The organism is Pseudomonas sp. TWP3-2, assembly GCF_049897765.1.
Taxonomy (GTDB): domain Bacteria; phylum Pseudomonadota; class Gammaproteobacteria; order Pseudomonadales; family Pseudomonadaceae; genus Aquipseudomonas.
Genome location: NZ_JAFCWW010000003.1, coordinates 336,045 through 352,756 on the forward strand (window position 1 = coordinate 336,045; position 16,712 = coordinate 352,756).

A 16,712-nucleotide genomic window follows, 5' to 3' on the forward strand; every position below is an offset into this window, starting at 1 on the left:
ATTTGCATTCACGCATTGTCGTTTTCACGTCACATGCATGAACCCGTTGTCTACAAGGCGCTAACCATGGGCTTCGATTGCCTGGTGAATAGTCGTGATGCAATACCAAGCAGTCAATTTTCATTTGCCGAGCCCGATCAATGAAAGTTGAAAAGATATTTGTAACCGGTGGCTCAGGTTTTTTGGGTGGAGCTTTGCTACGGCATCTTGCGAAGGGTGATCAATATTCATTGATTGCCGCTTTGCGCAAAGAGTGTCGCGAGCTTCCTGAATCAATCCGCCGCTTTGCGTTTGCGGACCTGACGGCTGATGACATCAACTGGCATGATGCGCTGAACCAGGTTGATGTCGTGGTGCATTCAGCTGCCCGGGTTCATGTCATGGAAGAGTCTGCCGTTGACCCTCTGGCCGAATTTCGGCGAGTGAATGTCGATGCCACATTGAACCTTGCTCTGCAGGCTGCCCGTGCTGGGGTCAAGCGCTTTATCTTCATCAGTTCGATCAAGGTCAACGGCGAATCTACCAGGCCAGGATGCGTATTTACTGCAGACGACGTTCCTGCTCCAGTCGACCCTTATGGCATATCCAAACTTGAGGCAGAGCTTGGGCTGCAGGCTCTCTCCACAACTACCGGCATGGAGGTAGTGATCCTTCGCCCCGTACTGGTCTATGGGGTGGGTGTGAAAGCCAACTTCCTTAGTATGATCCGTTGGTTGCAGCGCGGTGTTCCTCTACCTTTTGGCGCTGTACATAACAAGCGAAGCCTGGTCAGTCTGGACAATCTGATTGATTTTATCGTTGCCTGTATTGATCATCCAGCGGCGGCGAACCAGACATTTCTGGTCAGCGACGGGCCTGCGGTTTCTACAACCGAGCTGTTACGCGGCATAGCTGCGGCTCTGCACAGTTCATCCATTCTATTGCCGATGCCGGTGAACCTGATGATTACAGTGGCGAACGTGGTGGGCAAAGGTGCCGTTGCACAGCGCATCTTTGGATCGCTCGAGGTCGATATCAGTAAGAATCAACGGCTGTTAGGCTGGGTGCCCCCGGTCAGTTTTCAATGCGCTCTTGACGCTACAGTGAAACCATTTCTGGAATCTTGTAAAAAATGAAAGACTGGTGGCTTATCCCGGTTGTCGCGGTGTTTTCTTTCGCTTTGACTGCGTTTTTACGGCGCTATGCGTTATCGCGAAGTTTGATCGATATTCCCAATCAGCGCAGCTCTCATACTATCCCGACTCCTCGCGGTGGAGGCGTAGCTATTGTCCTGACATTTCTTTGTGGATTGTCTGTCTTGTTCTATCAAGGACAAACGACAGTAACCGCGTTGATTGCTCTGGCTGGTGCTGGTGGCATTACTGCAGTTATAGGTTTTTTGGATGACCATGGCCACATCGCCGCGCGTTGGCGTCTTTTGGCCCATTTTCTTGCAGCTGGCTGGGGTGTGTACTGGATCGGAGGCCTGCCTCCGCTGATGGTCGGCGGTATCAGTATTGAGTTGAGCTGGTTCGGGCATTTATTAGCGCTGGTCTATCTGGTCTGGATGCTTAATCTTTATAACTTCATGGATGGTATAGACGGTATCGCTGGCGTCGAAGCCGTAACGATTTGTGCAGGCGCCTGTTTGATCTACTGGCTAGGAGGAATCTCGGAAATGGCGTGGCTGCCGGGGTTACTGGCAATTTGCGCTGCCGGTTTTCTGTGCTGGAATTTTCCACCAGCGAAGATATTCATGGGGGATGCAGGTAGCGGGTTTCTAGGCATCATTCTTGGACTGCTGGCGCTTCAGGCTGCCTGGATCGATCCCGGGTTGATCTGGGTCTGGCTGATATTGCTGGGTGTGTTTATCGTTGATTCGACCTTCACATTGATGCGCCGATTGCTTCGCGGAGACAGGATTTACGAAGCGCATCGTAGTCACGCCTATCAGTTTGCATCCCGAAAGTTTGGCAAGCATTTACCTGTCACTTCAATGGTTGGGGTGATCAATGTGTTGTGGCTGCTCCCAATTGCGCTTTGTGTGAACCGCTTTAAGGTAGACGGCGCGCTGGCGTTGGTGATCGCGTATTTGCCGCTCATTTGGTTGGCAGTCAAATTTCGAGCGGGAGAGCTTGAGGAAATCAGATAGCTGGCAACGGTGTACCTGTAACTCCAGGGATCTTGTTGCGGCTGTCCGCTCCCCCGCGGAGACGTGCCCGGAGAGGCTAAAAACCTGCCTAAAATGTGTATCATGCACAACAGATGGAAGTTTGCTGCGCCCAGTTGACGACGAGATCGAGTTGACGTCCAGCACGCTTCAGCAGTCTGAAGATTTTCACCATCATTGTGATGTCGAATAGCATCGAACCTGCAATCAATGGAAGTCTCCAGGCGCGTATGTCTTTTTTTGCCCAATTAGAAGGATTAGATTTTGGCTGGCGTTAGCTTTTTTTCCAAGCTGTTCAAATCGTGTACTGACCGGTCAGAAAACCTGAAAAGTACTAAATCACCTCAGGAGCAGGCAGGCGAGCCAGAAATTTCCTCAGAGCAGGTGTTTGTTGAGGCAAGCTTGGTTGATACCAGTCATAGCGTTGCTGACGTTACTGAAATTGGCGTGGTGGAAGAACCGTTGAACGTTCCTATTGGATATGATTTAAGTCTGCTGCCTGAAAATTTTGATCCCGAACTCTATCTCAAACTTAATCCTGATCTTGGCACATCAATTGATCCTGTTGCGCATTACTTGAATCACGGATATCAGGAAAGCTGGCGGATTGTAACCTTGCCAGCGATCAAGCTGTCCAACAGTCGAACTTTTGATCCCGCGCGAGACACGATCATGGTTGTAAGCCATGAAGCATCACGATCAGGAGCGCCGATACTTGCTCTTAACTTGGTAGAGCGTTTGTCCAGTCGTTACAACGTAGTTGCGCTTTTGTTAGGTCATGGATCACTTATTGAAGCCTTTGAAGAGGCTGCTGTCGCCACAATGGCAAGCTCGCAACTGAAAAACAATGTTGCCTATTCGCATCCAGCGGTCGATTTTCTGTGCACCAAATTCAACTTTAAATTTGCGCTGGTCAACAGTATGGAATGCCGCGTGGTTCTGGAACCGCTGGCCCGTAATTTCGTGCCCGCTATACCGTTGATCCATGAGTTCGCGTCTGCTTACCCGAATTGTAGCGCAGTGTTCTCCGATGCCCGACTGTGGTCGGCTGATCAGGTGTTTTCCGCAGACATTACGTGGGAAAGCGCCAAGGATTCATGTCCTGCCTTGAAGTCCCTTACGGCGCATGTCATCCCGCAAGGGCGTTGCGTACTGCCCGCACAAGTTGTCTGTGAAGAGAATGCGAAGAAGGAGTCCGAATACTTGCGCGGCCGGATGCGGCCTGCTGCTGATGCTGACCGAAAATTCGTAGTCCTGGGCGCAGGTTACGTTAACTTTCGTAAAGGTGCTGACCTCTTCATTCAATGCGCCATCAAAACTATGCTTGCACCGGGCGGCGACAGGTTTCGCTATGTCTGGATCGGCAAGGGCTATAACCCTGACGCCGAAGACGGTTATTCGGTGTATCTCGCAGATCAGATCAAACGGTCAGGATTACAGGATCGCTTTGTCATGCTTGATGAGACTTCCGTCATCGAAACGGCTTATGAAGAAGCTGATCTTCTATTTATTTCATCTCGACTTGACCCATTGCCCAACGTGGCTATCGACGCCTTCGATGCACAATTGCCAGTGCTCTGCTTCGACAAGGCTACAGGTATTTCTGACTTCCTTTCCACCTGTGGACTACGCCAGTCCTGTGTTGCAGATTATCTCGACGTTGACAGCGCCGTTCACAAAATATTCGCGCTAGCCAATTCCAGTGATTTGTATGAGCAGGCTGTCAATGATAGTTATCAGGCGTCGAAAGTTTATTTCAATATGGACAAATATGTCGCGCAACTAGAGTCTGTCGGAATAAACGCCGCAAAGTTTGCCGAACAGGAAAAGCGGGATGTTGAAACCATTCGTGACTCTGGCTTGTTCAATGCTACTGAGCAGGATGCACGGCTCTACGTGCGGTCATGGGCCAGCGGTATAAACCCACGGTCACCGCGTAGCGACTTTCAACCAGATATATATGCCGAACAGCATGGCGTCGAGATTCCCGGCTGCGATCCATTTGCCGACTACATTCGGATGGGGTGTCCGCAGGGTTCCTGGAACCAGGGCAAATAAGTTTTTCAGTTTCTGTGAAATATTTGCCGCCACAATCTGCTAAAAAGAGTGCGCTTCCCCAAGGTCAAGTGATTTTCGACCTTGAGGGGGGCATCGCACGACTGTTGCGTGGGCACCCATCGATCAAGTATCGGAGCCAGTAATGGCGCAATCATTGACGCATGCGCAGATGGATCATAATGATGGTCGCTGGGATCGGGGTTGCGCAGGGATTCTTTAAGGTTGCCCGATGCGTCCATCGACAGGCTGTCCATATCCAGGTAGCTGATTCCTTCACTGGCACAAAATTTTCCCATCAGGTTGTTGAACTCAAGAGTCAGTCGGGTTCTTTCGGCGAGGGAAGCTTTTACCTCTTTTCGCAAGTTCGCGACCTCCCCCCAGTCCATTCCATCCCTGATAGTCGGGAGGGGAGTGCTAACGCAGATTACATGGTGCGTCCGATTGATATCTCGGAGAAGTTTCTGGTAATTATCAACTGCCATTTGCAGCATTTGATATATGGAACTGCCATGTTTTTGCGCTCGATACCAGATCACGAAGCCGGTATCGACTTCACCTAACATGACAATCACACGCGTGGCAGTCGTTGCTTCCAGCGCCGAGGTGAACTGCGGCATGGCCTGAGTCGCTGCATTAGGGTTTTTTAATCCGGATACGGTTGCACCTCCTACGGAGGTGACTTCAAACGAGTACTTGGGAAACAGCTCTCTCATTTTTTCAGAGTTGAATACCGATGCATGAGAGTCGCCGAGTACAACTACTGGAGTCATTGTCTAAAGATTTCCTGGTGCATTGAGGGCGAGAACGCGCTGCTGAAATTCTATAGGGTCGCGGCGTTCGCGCCGAGGGTGGATTCAATTTTTTTGCAGGCAATAATTCAGATTGGCGCTCATGCATTGAGGTTACAATGTTGTCCATCGACTGCTAATGGAGGGAGCCACGTGCTCCAACGGCTGAATGGATAGAGTGCGGATGGTCTTGCTGGGGTTGCCTCGCAAACAAAAACGTTTGCTTCAGGTGGCTACTGACGTCGTTCTGGTATGGGGTGCCCTCTGGTTATCCTTCATCGTTCGCTTGGGCATTGATGATATGTACAACCCCATCAAAGCTCACATCTGGCTCTTTGCTTGCGCACCGATCATCGCCATTCCACTGTTCATCCGCTTTGGCATGTATCGAGCGGTCATGCGTTATTTCGGCAACGATGCGCTGATCGCGATCGTCAAAGCGGTTAGCCTCTCCTCGCTCATTCTGGCCGTTGTCGTCTACTGGTACAGCAATCACGAAGCGGTGGTGCCGCGATCTATCATCTTCAATTACTGGTGGTTGAGCATGATGATCATTGGTGGATTGCGGCTGTGCATGCGCCAGTTTTTCATGGGGGACTGGTTTACGGCCACTCAGCACGTGCCCTTTACCAGTCGTGATGACGGCATGACCAAGGTCGCCATTTATGGGGCCGGGGTTGCCGGCAACCAGCTGGTCGCCGCCCTGCGGATGGGGCGTGTCATGCGTCCTGTGGCATTCATCGACGATGATCCAGGCATTTCCGACCGTTCGATTTCGGGGCTGCAGGTTTACAAGCCCAAACACATACAACAAATGATCGATGTGACCGGAGCGCAGGAGATTCTTCTGGCGCTGCCATCCTCTACCCGGGCAAGGCGTCGAGAAATTCTAAATCTGCTGGAAGGTTTCCCGCTTCACGTTCGCAGCGTCCCCAACTTCACTGATCTCGCCAGTGGACGGGTCAAGGTTGAGGATATTCAAGAAGTGGACATCGCCGATCTTCTGGGACGCGACTCGGTGCCGGCCCAGCCTGATCTGCTGTCGCGTTGCGTCACCGGGAAAGTTGTCATGGTCACTGGCGCAGGTGGTTCGATCGGCTCGGAGCTGTGCCGGCAGATTTTCACTCTTGGCCCGACCACGCTGCTGTTGTATGAGCACAGCGAGTTCAACCTTTACAGTATTCTGTCGGAGCTGGAACATCGCGGTTGCCGGGAGTCGGTTCCCGTGCGTCTTCTGCCTATCCTTGGTTCGATACGGCACCAGGACAAATTGCTCGATGTGATGAAAACCTGGAAGGTCGACACCGTTTACCATGCGGCAGCTTATAAGCATGTACCGATGGTCGAGCACAACATCGCTGAAGGTATACTCAATAACGTCATTGGAACTCTGAACACAGCACAAGCAGCGCTGCAGTCAGGGGTCTCGAATTTTGTCCTTATTTCCACCGATAAGGCCGTGCGTCCTACGAACATCATGGGTAGCACAAAGCGTCTTGCGGAACTGACGCTGCAGGCTCTCAGTCGCGAACTGGCTCCGGTATTGCTCGGCGACAAGTCCAATGTTTCCCGCGTCAACAAAACCCGTTTCACCATGGTGCGGTTCGGTAATGTGCTGGGTTCGTCCGGCTCTGTGATTCCGTTATTTCACAGTCAGATCAAGTCCGGTGGACCGCTGACGGTGACGCATCCGAAGATCACGCGCTATTTCATGACCATCCCTGAAGCCGCGCAATTGGTCATTCAGGCAGGCTCAATGGGGCAGGGTGGCGATGTGTTCGTTCTGGATATGGGCGAGCCGGTGCGGATTGTCGAATTGGCAGAGAAAATGATCCACCTGTCAGGTCTTAGTATTCGGTCTGAACGTAATCCTCAAGGCGACATATCCATCGAGTTCACCGGATTGCGGCCGGGTGAAAAGCTCTACGAAGAGCTGTTGATCGGTGACAACGTGGCGGCGACCTCCCATCCGATGATCATGTCCGCCAATGAAGATCACCTGCCCTGGGAAGTATTGAAGGCAAGGTTGAGCGATCTGCTGAGTGCGGTCGAACAAGATGACTATTCGCGCGTCCGCCAGCTACTCCGGGAAACCGTCAGCGGCTACACCCCCGATGGCGAGATCGTAGACTGGATCTACCAACAGCGCCGCCTCGAACCCTGATTGTTTCACATTCTGTAACGCACGCATTTTTGACATGCCTCCCCCATGGCCTACTTTTGAAGAGCAGCTTCGGAAAAGCTGCTTTCTCAAATGATGATGGAGCGTCACTTATGCGTACTGGTTACTTCTATTCCCTGATTTTTGCCTTGCTCACCAGCGCTTCGATTGCCGCAATTGCGGCGCCCGAGCCGACCCAAGGTGTGACGAAGGCGCCCCTGGTGATGGGGCAGGCCGCTCCTGCACAAACTGCAAAAGTAGATCTCAACGGCGCTGATGCGGCAACTTTGCAGAAGGAGCTGGCGGGTGTGGGTGAGGCGAAAGCTCAGGCGATTGTTGCATATAGAGATACAAACGGTCCGTTTAGCTCAGTGGATGAGCTGTTAGAGGTCAAAGGTATCGGCAAAGCGATCCTGGATCGCAATCGCGACAAGCTGGAAGTGAACTAAGCTGATTGTTCAACGCCAAGAGGCCGGTCATTGACCGGCCTTTTTTATTTGCTGGCTGTTATGAAAGGAGGCTGCGATTCAGGACCTTTCGTCTTGTGCTTAAAAATTACGGCTATCATATAGTCGTGAGATTATGCCTATAATAAATTCCGCAGCCTGCGAGCCTTGTAGGTCCGGTATCCATTTATTTCTCAAGCATTGCAGGAGTATCGCCATGAATTCCGCTCAGTCCCAAGGTACGGCCCTCGTCACTGGTGCTTCGTCTGGAATCGGCGCGGTTTACGCTGACCGGTTGGCCGCTCGGGGTTTTGATCTATTGCTGGTGGCCCGCGATCAAGAACGTTTGGAGACCGCCGCAAGCAAACTTCGCGAGTCTCACGGCGTGCAGGTGGAAGTACTGAAAGCCGACCTGACGCAAAAGGACGATGTTCTCAAACTCGAGCAACGTCTGCGCAGTGATTCCACCATCACGTTGTTATTGAACAACGCCGGTGTCGCCGCCGACGGTCTGTTGGCCAACGCGGATCTGGACCAACTCGAGCGGCTCATCCAGCTCAACATCACTACTGTCACCCGGCTGGCTTCAGCGGCCGCAGCGAGTTTCGCCAAGGCCGGCCGCGGCACGATCATCAATATTGCTTCGGTAGTCGCGTTGTTTCCCGAGCGCTTCAATGCAACCTATAGCGCGAGCAAGGCCTATGTCTTGAGCCTCACGCAATCGCTCAATGCCGAACTCGAAGGCACTGGTGTTCGGTTGCAAGCGGTGTTGCCGGGTGTAACCCGTACTGAAATCTGGGAGCGCTCCGGCATCGATGCCAGTGGGATACCGGCCGAGATGGTTATGGAAGCCGGGGAAATGGTTGACGCCTCGCTGGCGGGGCTGGATCAGGGCGAACTGGTCACCATTCCATCACTTCCCGATGCGGGCGAGTGGCATGCCTTCGTTGCCGCTCGGCATGTAATGGCGCCGAATCTGTCGCGCAGTTCCGCGGCCGATCGCTACAAGTAATACCTCTTTGAAATTGTCAGAAGGATCAGCAGGATGAGCCAGCGTCGAGTAGTAGTCACGGGCATGGGCCTGGTGTCACCTTTGGGAACTGGCGTCGAGCAAGTCTGGCAACGTTTGCTGGCCGGGCGTTCGGGGCTGCGCAATTTGCCAGACGCGGTGATCGCGGATCTGCCGACCCGCGTCGGTGGTGTGGTGCCGACGCTCGCAGAAGATGCCGAGGCCGGATTTGATCCGGATCGCGCCACGCCGCCCAAGGAACAGAAGAAGATGGACCGCTTCATCATGTTCGCCATGGAAGCGGCTCGCCAGGCAGTGGAACAAGCGGGCTGGAAGCCTGAAGACGCTCACGCGCAAGAACGCACGGCGACCATTATCGGCTCGGGTGTCGGTGGTTTCGGTGCGATTGCCGATGCCGTGCGCACCACCGACAGCCGAGGCCCAAGGCGCTTGTCACCGTTCACCATTCCTTCGTTTCTGGTGAATCTCGCGGCCGGTCACGTCTCGATCCAGCATGGCTTCAAAGGCCCGTTGGGCGCTCCGGTTACCGCGTGTGCGGCGGGTGTCCAAGCGATTGGCGATGCTGCGCGGTTGATTCGCAGTGGTGAAGCCGACATCGCGGTGTGTGGCGGCGCCGAGGCTGCGATTGACCGGGTGAGTCTGGCCGGTTTCGCGGCGGCGCGGGCGTTGTCCAGCGGCTACAACGACACCCCTGAACGCGCTTCGCGACCGTTCGACAGCGGCCGTGACGGTTTTGTCATGGGCGAGGGCGCTGGCCTGCTGGTCATTGAGTCGCTGGAGCATGCCTTGGCACGCGGTGCACAGCCGTTGGCGGAGTTGGTCGGCTACGGCACCAGCGCCGATGCTTATCACCTGACCGCCGGGCCGGAGGATGGCAGCGGTGCACGGCGTGCGATGGCATTGGCGCTGGCCCAGGCCGGGATTACTCCCGATCAGGTGCAACATCTGAACGCGCATGCAACCTCCACCCCCGTCGGTGATCTGGGCGAGTTGGCAGCAATCAAAGCCTTGTTCGGTACCGAGAACAAGATCGCCGTGACCTCGACCAAATCCGCCACCGGACATTTGCTTGGCGCGGCGGGCGGACTTGAAGCGATCTTCGCCTTGCTGGCGATCCGCGATCAAAACGTGCCGCCCACGCTCAACTTCGAAAACCCCGATCCGGCAAGCGTTGGCGTGGACATCGTCCATGGTCAGGCGCGCTCGATGCCAATCGAATATGCGCTGTCCAATGGTTTCGGCTTCGGTGGGGTGAATGCCAGCGTGCTGTTCAAGCGTTGGCAGGACTAGTCGTCAGAGTGTTTCAGGTGATCGCGGGTGACATCGAGAATGCGTTGGGCAAGCCCCGCATCCGCGACACTGCGGGAGAGCAGGAGTGCGCCGACCAGCGTCGACATGATGACGATGCTCCGGTCGGCGGTATGTTCGCCATCGAGAGTATTCTCGATCTGATCCAGGCGAGCGTTGAGCACTTGATCGCTGGTCGGGCTCGCTTGACCGCGCAGCCCCAGCTCCGAAGAAATGGTCGGCAACGGGCAGCCCTCATGCGGCGAGGTCTGGTGCCATTCGGACAGATAGGCGTCGATGAACGCTTGCAGCGGCTTTTCCTGTGCAAAGATTTGCTCGCACAACCCTGCGACTTGTTCGCCGGCCGCTTGCAGAGCCTTTTCCACAAGCTCGTCTTTGGATTTGAAATGCGAATAGAACCCGCCATGAGTCAACCCTAGCGCCTTCATCAGCGGCTGCAGGCCGGTCGCACCAATGCCATCCTTGCGAAAGCGCGCGGATGCTTCGTCGATGATGCGTTGATGGGTCTGGGCTTTGTGATCCTGCGAGTAACGCATTTAAACTCTCCGCAACTTGGACCCCATCTTAACCAATGAAGATTGAATGGTGACCGTACTTCTACTTCTTAGAAGCGTGCAGATGAGTCCAATGCGATCTGAAGCCGACCGAAAAACATGTAATGCGACATAAGCAAACCCCGTCATTTCTGGCGGGGTTTTTTATTCAACGATCCTGCGCATCCTTGACGTCCGCTTCAGCATTGCGCTCAGCGATACGTTTGCGTTGTTCGTCGGTCAGCTCGACCTTGGTGGCAGTGTCGCGCAGCATCATCAAACCGCCAACGATCGAGCCGATTGCAACGACCAGAATCAACCAGGCATACCAGGGCATAACGGCTCTCCTTAAGGGCAGATCGACGGGCGAGGATTTCGCCGTGCGACGCTGCATATTACGTTTGAGCGATGCTGATTCGCAGTGGTTCCATTCTAGGCCGCTTACACCCGGTATATCCGATTTGCCTTCACACGCCCGTCAACATCGCATCGGCCGGTGCATTCGCACGCGATTGTCCGGTCAGCATGAAGTAAACGAAACCGGCCGCCATGAACCCCAGGAAGATCAGCCCGATCAGCGTGTTGAACCAAACCATCGCCACCAGGCACACCACAGCCAATACCAGCGCAATCATCGGAATCAACGGATAGCACGGTGCGCGGAAGGTGCGCTCCAGATTCGGCTCCGACTTACGCAGCTTGAACAGACTGAGCATGCTCATGATGTACATGACGATGGCGCCGAACACGGCCATGGTGATCATCGCGGCGGTCAAGGTCATACCGCCGAGGTTGATCAATCCGTCGCTGTAAATCGCCGCGATGCCGATCACGCCGCCGGCAATGATCGCTCGGTGCGGCGTCTGGAAGCGCGACAGTTTGGCCAGCGAGCTCGGCAGATAGCCAGCGCGGGCGAGGGCGAAGAACTGGCGCGAATAGCCAAGAATGATGCCGTGGAAACTCGCCACCAGTCCGAACAGGCCAATCCAGACCAGCATGTGCAGCCAACCGGAATTGTCGCCGACCACGGTTTTCATCGCCTGTGGCAGCGGGTCGTTGATGTTTGACAGGGTGCGCCAGTCGCCGACGCCGCCAGCGAAGAACATCACGCCCATCGCCAACAACACCAACGTAAGGATGCCGCTGATGTAAGCCTTGGGAATCGTGCGTTTCGGATCCTTGGCTTCTTCGGCAGCCATCGCCGCGCCTTCGATGGCGAGGAAAAACCAGATCGCAAACGGAATCGCCGCGAACATTCCGGCTATCGCAGGTGCACCAAAAACATCCGAACCGGCCCAGCCATTCAGGGCGAAGTTGCTGAAGCTGAAGGCCGGCGCGACCACCCCCATGAACACCAGCAACTCAGCGACAGCCAGTACGCAGACCACCAGCTCGAAGGTCGCCGCGAGTTTCACGCCGAGGATGTTCAGCCCCATGAATACGATGTAAGCGCCGACCGCCGCATGCTTCGGATCGAGCGCCGGAAACTGCACATTCAGGTAGGCGCCAATCGCCAGCGCGATGGCCGGTGGGGCGAAGACGAATTCGATCAGCGTCGCCAGCCCGGCGATCAATCCACCTTTTTCGCCGAATGCCCGGCGGCTATAGGCAAATGGACCACCAGCATGGGGAATTGCGGTGGTCAGTTCGGTGAAGCTGAAGATGAAGCAGGTGTACATGGTCGCAACCATGAACGAGGTCACCAGAAAACCCAGCGTCCCGGCCACGCCCCAGCCGTAACTCCAGCCGAAATATTCCCCGGAAATCACCAGCCCGACGGCGATACCCCACAAGTGCAGCGTGCCCAGTGTGGGTTTGAGTTGTGTGTTCATGCGCTTGCTCCCTGAACGGTTTGGAAAGCTCGGGGGAGGGCGCGTGCAGTGGGCGTGCCATTTTGTATTTGTGCGTCGTAATGCGTTGAATGCCGTCGTATCTGGGATGTTTACCGGTGTAGGGCGGATTTTCATGCGCCAGTCGGGTGCGATATTGACAGTACCGCCGTCATCGCGGGCAAGCCCGCTCCCACAGTGACCCGTGTTGTGCACAAATATTATGTTCTCCCGAGAAACCTGTGGGAGCTGGCTTGCCAGCGATGAGGCCCGTGCAAACACCGCCGTAAACCGCGCGTAAACCCACTCTTTACGCTTTCTTTATGTCCCGCCGCACCCCTCGCTCTCGTTCCTTTACAGCCTCCTTTCCGACAATGCCCCCACACGCGGCAATACGCCGTAACACGGAGATCTTCCATGAGCGTTCTGGACGGGGTGTCACTGCTGCTTGCAGTGGGGCTGTTCATTTATCTGTTGGTTGCGCTGTTGCGCGCGGATCGGAACTAGGAGCGGCTATGCACAGTTATGACTATTGGCTGATCATCGCGTTCTTCGCGCTGGTTTTGCTGCCGGCGCCGTTCCTCGGGCGCTTTTACTACAAGGTGATGGAAGGTCAGCGCACGTGGCTGTCGCCAATCCTCGGGCCGGTCGAGCGTGGTTGCTATCGCGTCGCCGGGGTCAATCCGCAGGATGAACAGAGCTGGCAGAAATACACGCTGGCGCTGCTGGCGTTCAACCTGGCGGGTTTCCTGCTGTTGTTCACTATTTTGCTGTTCCAGGATCACCTGCCGCTGAACCCGCAAAACCTTCCGGGTCAGGAATGGACGCAGGCGTTCAACACCGCCGTCAGTTTCATGACCAACACCAACTGGCAGTCCTACAGTGGTGAAGCGACGCTCAGCTATCTGAGCCAGATGGTCGGCCTCACCGTGCAGAACTTCGTCAGCGCCGCTACCGGTCTGGCCGTGCTGGTCGCGCTGTGCCGTGGCATTGGTCGCAAATCGACCAAAACTCTGGGCAATTTCTGGGTCGACATGACCCGCGCCACGCTCTATGGATTGCTGCCGCTGTGTCTGCTGCTGGCGCTGTATCTGGTGTGGCAGGGCGTGCCGCAAACCTTCGCGCAATATGTGAACGCAGTGACCATGCAGGGCGTCGATCAAGTAATCCCGCTCGGCCCGGCAGCGAGTCAGATTGCGATCAAGCAACTGGGCACCAACGGTGGTGGTTTCTTCGGCGTCAACTCGGCGCATCCGTTCGAGAACCCGACGGCGTGGAGCAACCTGTTTGAAGTGGGCTCGATCATTCTGATCCCGGTGGCGCTGGTGTTCACCTTCGGTCACTACGTCAAAGACCTGCGTCAGAGCCGCGCGATCCTCGCTTGCATGCTCGCGCTGTTCATCATCGGCGGCGCGACTTCGCTGTGGGCCGAATCTCAGCCAAACCCGACACTGAACAACGTCGCCGTCGAACAGACTGCGCCGCTGGAAGGTAAAGAAGCACGCTTCGGCACCACCGCTACCGTGTTGTGGTCGGTGACCACCACGGCGGCGTCGAACGGCTCGGTCAACGGCATGCACGACAGCCTCAACCCGCTGAGCGGCATGGTCGCGCTGGTCAACATGATGGTCGGCGAAGTGATCTTCGGCGGCGTCGGTGCCGGGCTGTACGGCATGTTGCTCAACGTGTTGATTGCGGTGTTCCTTGCCGGTTTGATGATCGGCCGTACCCCGGAATACCTCGGCAAGAAACTCCAGGCGCGTGAAGTGCAACTGCTGGTGGTGACCTTGCTGGTGATGCCGGTCGGTGTGCTGGTGCTCGGCGCGATAGCCGCCAGTCTGCCCGGCCCGGCCGCAGCCATCAGCAACCCCGGCCCGCACGGTTTCAGTCAGTTGCTCTATGCCTACACCTCGGCCAGCGCCAACAACGGCTCGGCGTTCGGTGGCCTGGGTGCTAACACGCCGTTCCACAACCTGATGTTGGGCTTGGGCATGTTGATCGGTCGCTTCGGTTACATCCTCCCGGTACTGGCTCTGGCCGGCAGCCTGGCGATGAAGAAAACCGCGCCGATTGGCCAGAACAGCTTCCCGACCCACGGCGCACTGTTCGTGACGTTGCTGACCGTGACCATTTTGCTGGTGGGCGGCCTGACCTTTTTGCCGACGCTGGCGCTGGGTCCGATTGCTGAACACTTGAGCATGGGCTTCTAAGGAAACCATCATGAATATGCATGTTCCTGCTTCAAAACCAGTGGCGCCTGCCAAGTCGGCCGAAGCCCCTAAAACCGCGATCAGCGCCCTGTGGCGCCCGGCGCTGGTGCAAGCCTTCGTCAAACTCGATCCGCGCCAGCTGAAGCGTTCGCCAGTGATGCTGGTGGTCGAACTGACGGCGATTCTGACCACCGTGCTGTGCTTCATTCCCGACGAAACTGTGCCGGCTTTTGTCGCGGCACAAATCGCGTTGTGGCTGTGGTTCACCGTGCTGTTCGCCAACTTCGCCGAAGCCTTGGCCGAAGGTCGTGGCAAGGCCCGCGCCGACAGCCTCAAGGCTGGCAGCGAAGGCCTCAGTGCTCGTCGTAAATTGGCCAATGGCAGCTTTCAAGTGGTGCCGGCGACCAGTCTGCGCAAAGGCGATGTGGTGCGCGTCGAAGCCGGGGAAATGATCCCTGGTGACGGTGAAGTCATCGAGGGTATCGCGGCAGTCAACGAAGCAGCGATCACTGGCGAATCGGCTCCGGTGATTCGTGAATCCGGCGGCGACCGCTCGGCCGTGACCGGCAACACGCGACTGGTGTCTGACTGGCTGCTGGTGCAGATCACCGCCAACCCCGGTGAGTCGACCCTCGACCGCATGATCGCGCTGGTCGAAGGCGCGAAACGCCAGAAAACCCCGAACGAAGTGGCGCTGGATATTCTGCTGATCGGCCTGACGTTGATCTTCCTGCTGGTGGTCGTGACCCTGCAACCGTTCGCCCACTTCGCCAATGGCAGCCTGCCGCTGGTGTTTCTGGTGGCACTGTTGGTGACGTTGATTCCGACCACCATTGGCGGCCTGCTGTCGGCCATCGGTATCGCCGGGATGGATCGTCTGGTGCGCCTGAACGTGATCGCCAAATCCGGCCGTGCAGTCGAGGCCGCGGGTGATGTGCACGTACTGCTGCTGGACAAGACTGGCACTATCACCTTCGGTAACCGTCGCTGCAGCGCGGTGTATGCCGCGCCGGGTGTGAGCGGTCGTGATCTGGCCGAAGGCGCGCTGTTTGCCTCTCTGGCGGATGAAACCGCCGAAGGCAAATCAATCGTCGAGTTTCTGCGTGGTCTGCATCCGCAACCGGAACCGTCGCCGGAAACCCTGACCGCGGTGCCGTTCAGCGCTGAAACCCGGCTGTCCGGTGTCGATTATCAGGGCCGCGTGTACCGCAAAGGCGCGGTGGATTCGCTGCTGGCATTTATCGGTCAGACCCGTGCCGATCTGGCTGCGCCACTGTCGCGGGAAATCGACAAGATTGCGCAGAGCGGCGGCACGCCGTTGCTGGTGTGCGTCGACGGCAAACTGCTCGGCGCGATCCATCTGAAAGACGTGGTCAAACCGGGTATTCGCGAGCGGTTTGCCGAGCTGCGCAAGCTGGGAATTCGCACGGTGATGGTCACCGGCGACAACCCGCTGACCGCTGCGGCGATTGCCGCTGAAGCCGGTGTCGATGATGTGTTGGCTGAAGCCACGCCGGAGAAAAAACTCGCACGGATTCGTCTCGAGCAGAACGACGGTCGTCTGGTCGCAATGTGCGGCGACGGCGCCAACGACGCTCCGGCGTTGGCCCAGGCTGACGTCGGCATGGCAATGAACGACGGCACCCAGGCGGCGCGCGAAGCGGCGAACATGGTCGACCTCGACAGCGACCCCACCAAGTTGCTGGACGTGGTGCAGATCGGCAAGGAATTGCTGGTCACCCGTGGTGCGCTGACGACCTTTTCCATCGCCAACGACGTCGCCAAATACTTTGCGATTCTGCCGGCGCTGTTTGCCGCGATTTATCCGCAGCTCGGCGTGTTGAACATCATGCATTTGAGCAGCCCGCAGAGCGCGATTCTTTCGGCCATCGTGTTTAACGCGCTGATCATCGTGGTGCTGATTCCGCTGGCGCTGCGCGGTGTTCGAGTGCAGGCAGCGAGTGCGGCGGCGTTGTTGCGACGCAATCTGTTGATCTATGGGGTGGGCGGGTTGCTGGTGCCGTTTGTGGGGATCAAGGCGATCGACATGCTGTTGACGGCGTTGCATCTGGTTTAGGTGATGTGGCGTTCGCGAGGTCTGGGTAAGGCATGAGATCTTTTCCCCTCACCCTAGCCCTCTCCCGGAGGGAGAGGGGACTGACCGGGGTGTATGGACGAGCTACATCGACCTGAGAGATCG

14 protein-coding genes are annotated in these 16,712 nt (G+C 56.3%); 10 read left to right on the forward strand and 4 right to left on the reverse strand.

The genetic code is table 11. From position 1 onward, the window contains the following. Window positions 1-140 precede the first annotated feature (140 nt). From ACP7EE_RS07030 to ACP7EE_RS07040, 3 genes are all read left to right on the forward strand, one after another. Window positions 141-1,115, forward strand: a complete 975-nt coding sequence (locus ACP7EE_RS07030; protein ID WP_426234023.1) for a UDP-glucose 4-epimerase family protein — start codon at window positions 141-143, stop codon at window positions 1,113-1,115. Then, entirely contained in the window at window positions 1,112-2,131 is a 1,020-nt protein-coding gene (locus ACP7EE_RS07035; RefSeq protein ID WP_426234024.1) for an MraY family glycosyltransferase, read from the forward strand. Before ACP7EE_RS07030 ends, ACP7EE_RS07035 begins: the two co-directional genes overlap by 4 nt. A 282-nt stretch (window positions 2,132-2,413) precedes the next feature. Next, window positions 2,414-4,207: a glycosyltransferase gene (locus ACP7EE_RS07040; RefSeq protein ID WP_426234025.1), complete on the forward strand. Its 1,794-nt coding sequence runs from the start codon at window positions 2,414-2,416 to the stop codon at window positions 4,205-4,207. Between the two features lie 5 nt (window positions 4,208-4,212). On the opposite strand, the gene ACP7EE_RS07045 is transcribed toward ACP7EE_RS07040, so the two are convergent. Continuing rightward, on the reverse strand, window positions 4,213-4,977 hold the full coding sequence (locus ACP7EE_RS07045; RefSeq protein WP_426234026.1) for an SGNH/GDSL hydrolase family protein: 765 nt from the start codon (window positions 4,975-4,977) through the stop codon (window positions 4,213-4,215). A gap of 187 nt (window positions 4,978-5,164) precedes the next feature. Between ACP7EE_RS07045 and ACP7EE_RS07050 the strand changes: the two genes are divergently transcribed. From ACP7EE_RS07050 to fabF, 4 genes are all read left to right on the forward strand, one after another. After that, window positions 5,165-7,159 (forward strand): polysaccharide biosynthesis protein, encoded by a 1,995-nt coding sequence (locus ACP7EE_RS07050; protein WP_426234027.1) that lies wholly within the window; start codon window positions 5,165-5,167, stop codon window positions 7,157-7,159. A gap of 110 nt (window positions 7,160-7,269) precedes the next feature. Then, the gene (locus tag ACP7EE_RS07055; protein ID WP_426234028.1) at window positions 7,270-7,605 is read left to right on the forward strand and encodes a ComEA family DNA-binding protein; all 336 of its coding nucleotides are present in this window, start codon (window positions 7,270-7,272) and stop codon (window positions 7,603-7,605) included. Between the two features lie 214 nt (window positions 7,606-7,819). After that, entirely contained in the window at window positions 7,820-8,614 is a 795-nt protein-coding gene (locus ACP7EE_RS07060) for an SDR family NAD(P)-dependent oxidoreductase (protein WP_426234029.1), read from the forward strand. Between the two features lie 33 nt (window positions 8,615-8,647). Continuing rightward, the gene (gene fabF / locus ACP7EE_RS07065) at window positions 8,648-9,922 is read left to right on the forward strand and encodes a beta-ketoacyl-ACP synthase II (protein WP_426234030.1); all 1,275 of its coding nucleotides are present in this window, start codon (window positions 8,648-8,650) and stop codon (window positions 9,920-9,922) included. Here fabF and ACP7EE_RS07070 read toward each other — a convergent pair. From ACP7EE_RS07070 to eat, 3 genes are all read right to left on the reverse strand, one after another. Continuing rightward, a complete protein-coding gene (locus tag ACP7EE_RS07070) occupies window positions 9,919-10,476 on the reverse strand; it encodes a TetR/AcrR family transcriptional regulator (protein WP_426234031.1) in 558 nt (185 codons plus the stop codon). The genes fabF and ACP7EE_RS07070 overlap by 4 nt on opposite strands. 166 nt (window positions 10,477-10,642) lie before the next feature. Continuing rightward, window positions 10,643-10,810, reverse strand: a complete 168-nt coding sequence (locus ACP7EE_RS07075; RefSeq protein ID WP_426203139.1) for a DUF2897 family protein — start codon at window positions 10,808-10,810, stop codon at window positions 10,643-10,645. A 130-nt stretch (window positions 10,811-10,940) separates the two neighbouring features. Continuing rightward, window positions 10,941-12,305 (reverse strand): ethanolamine permease, encoded by a 1,365-nt coding sequence (gene eat / locus ACP7EE_RS07080; RefSeq protein WP_426234032.1) that lies wholly within the window; start codon window positions 12,303-12,305, stop codon window positions 10,941-10,943. 414 nt (window positions 12,306-12,719) lie between these two features. Here eat and kdpF point away from each other — a divergent pair, with 414 nt between their 5' ends. Genes kdpF through kdpB form a run of 3 tightly spaced genes read left to right on the forward strand, consistent with a single transcriptional unit; the run spans window position 12,720 to window position 16,589 of the window. After that, a complete protein-coding gene (kdpF, locus tag ACP7EE_RS07085; protein WP_007899818.1) occupies window positions 12,720-12,809 on the forward strand; it encodes a K(+)-transporting ATPase subunit F in 90 nt (29 codons plus the stop codon). Window positions 12,810-12,817: 8 nt separating this feature from the next. Next, entirely contained in the window at window positions 12,818-14,512 is a 1,695-nt protein-coding gene (gene kdpA / locus ACP7EE_RS07090) for a potassium-transporting ATPase subunit KdpA (RefSeq protein WP_426203145.1), read from the forward strand. Between the two features lie 10 nt (window positions 14,513-14,522). Next, a complete protein-coding gene (gene kdpB / locus ACP7EE_RS07095) occupies window positions 14,523-16,589 on the forward strand; it encodes a potassium-transporting ATPase subunit KdpB (RefSeq protein WP_426203148.1) in 2,067 nt (688 codons plus the stop codon). Window positions 16,590-16,712 lie beyond the last annotated feature (123 nt).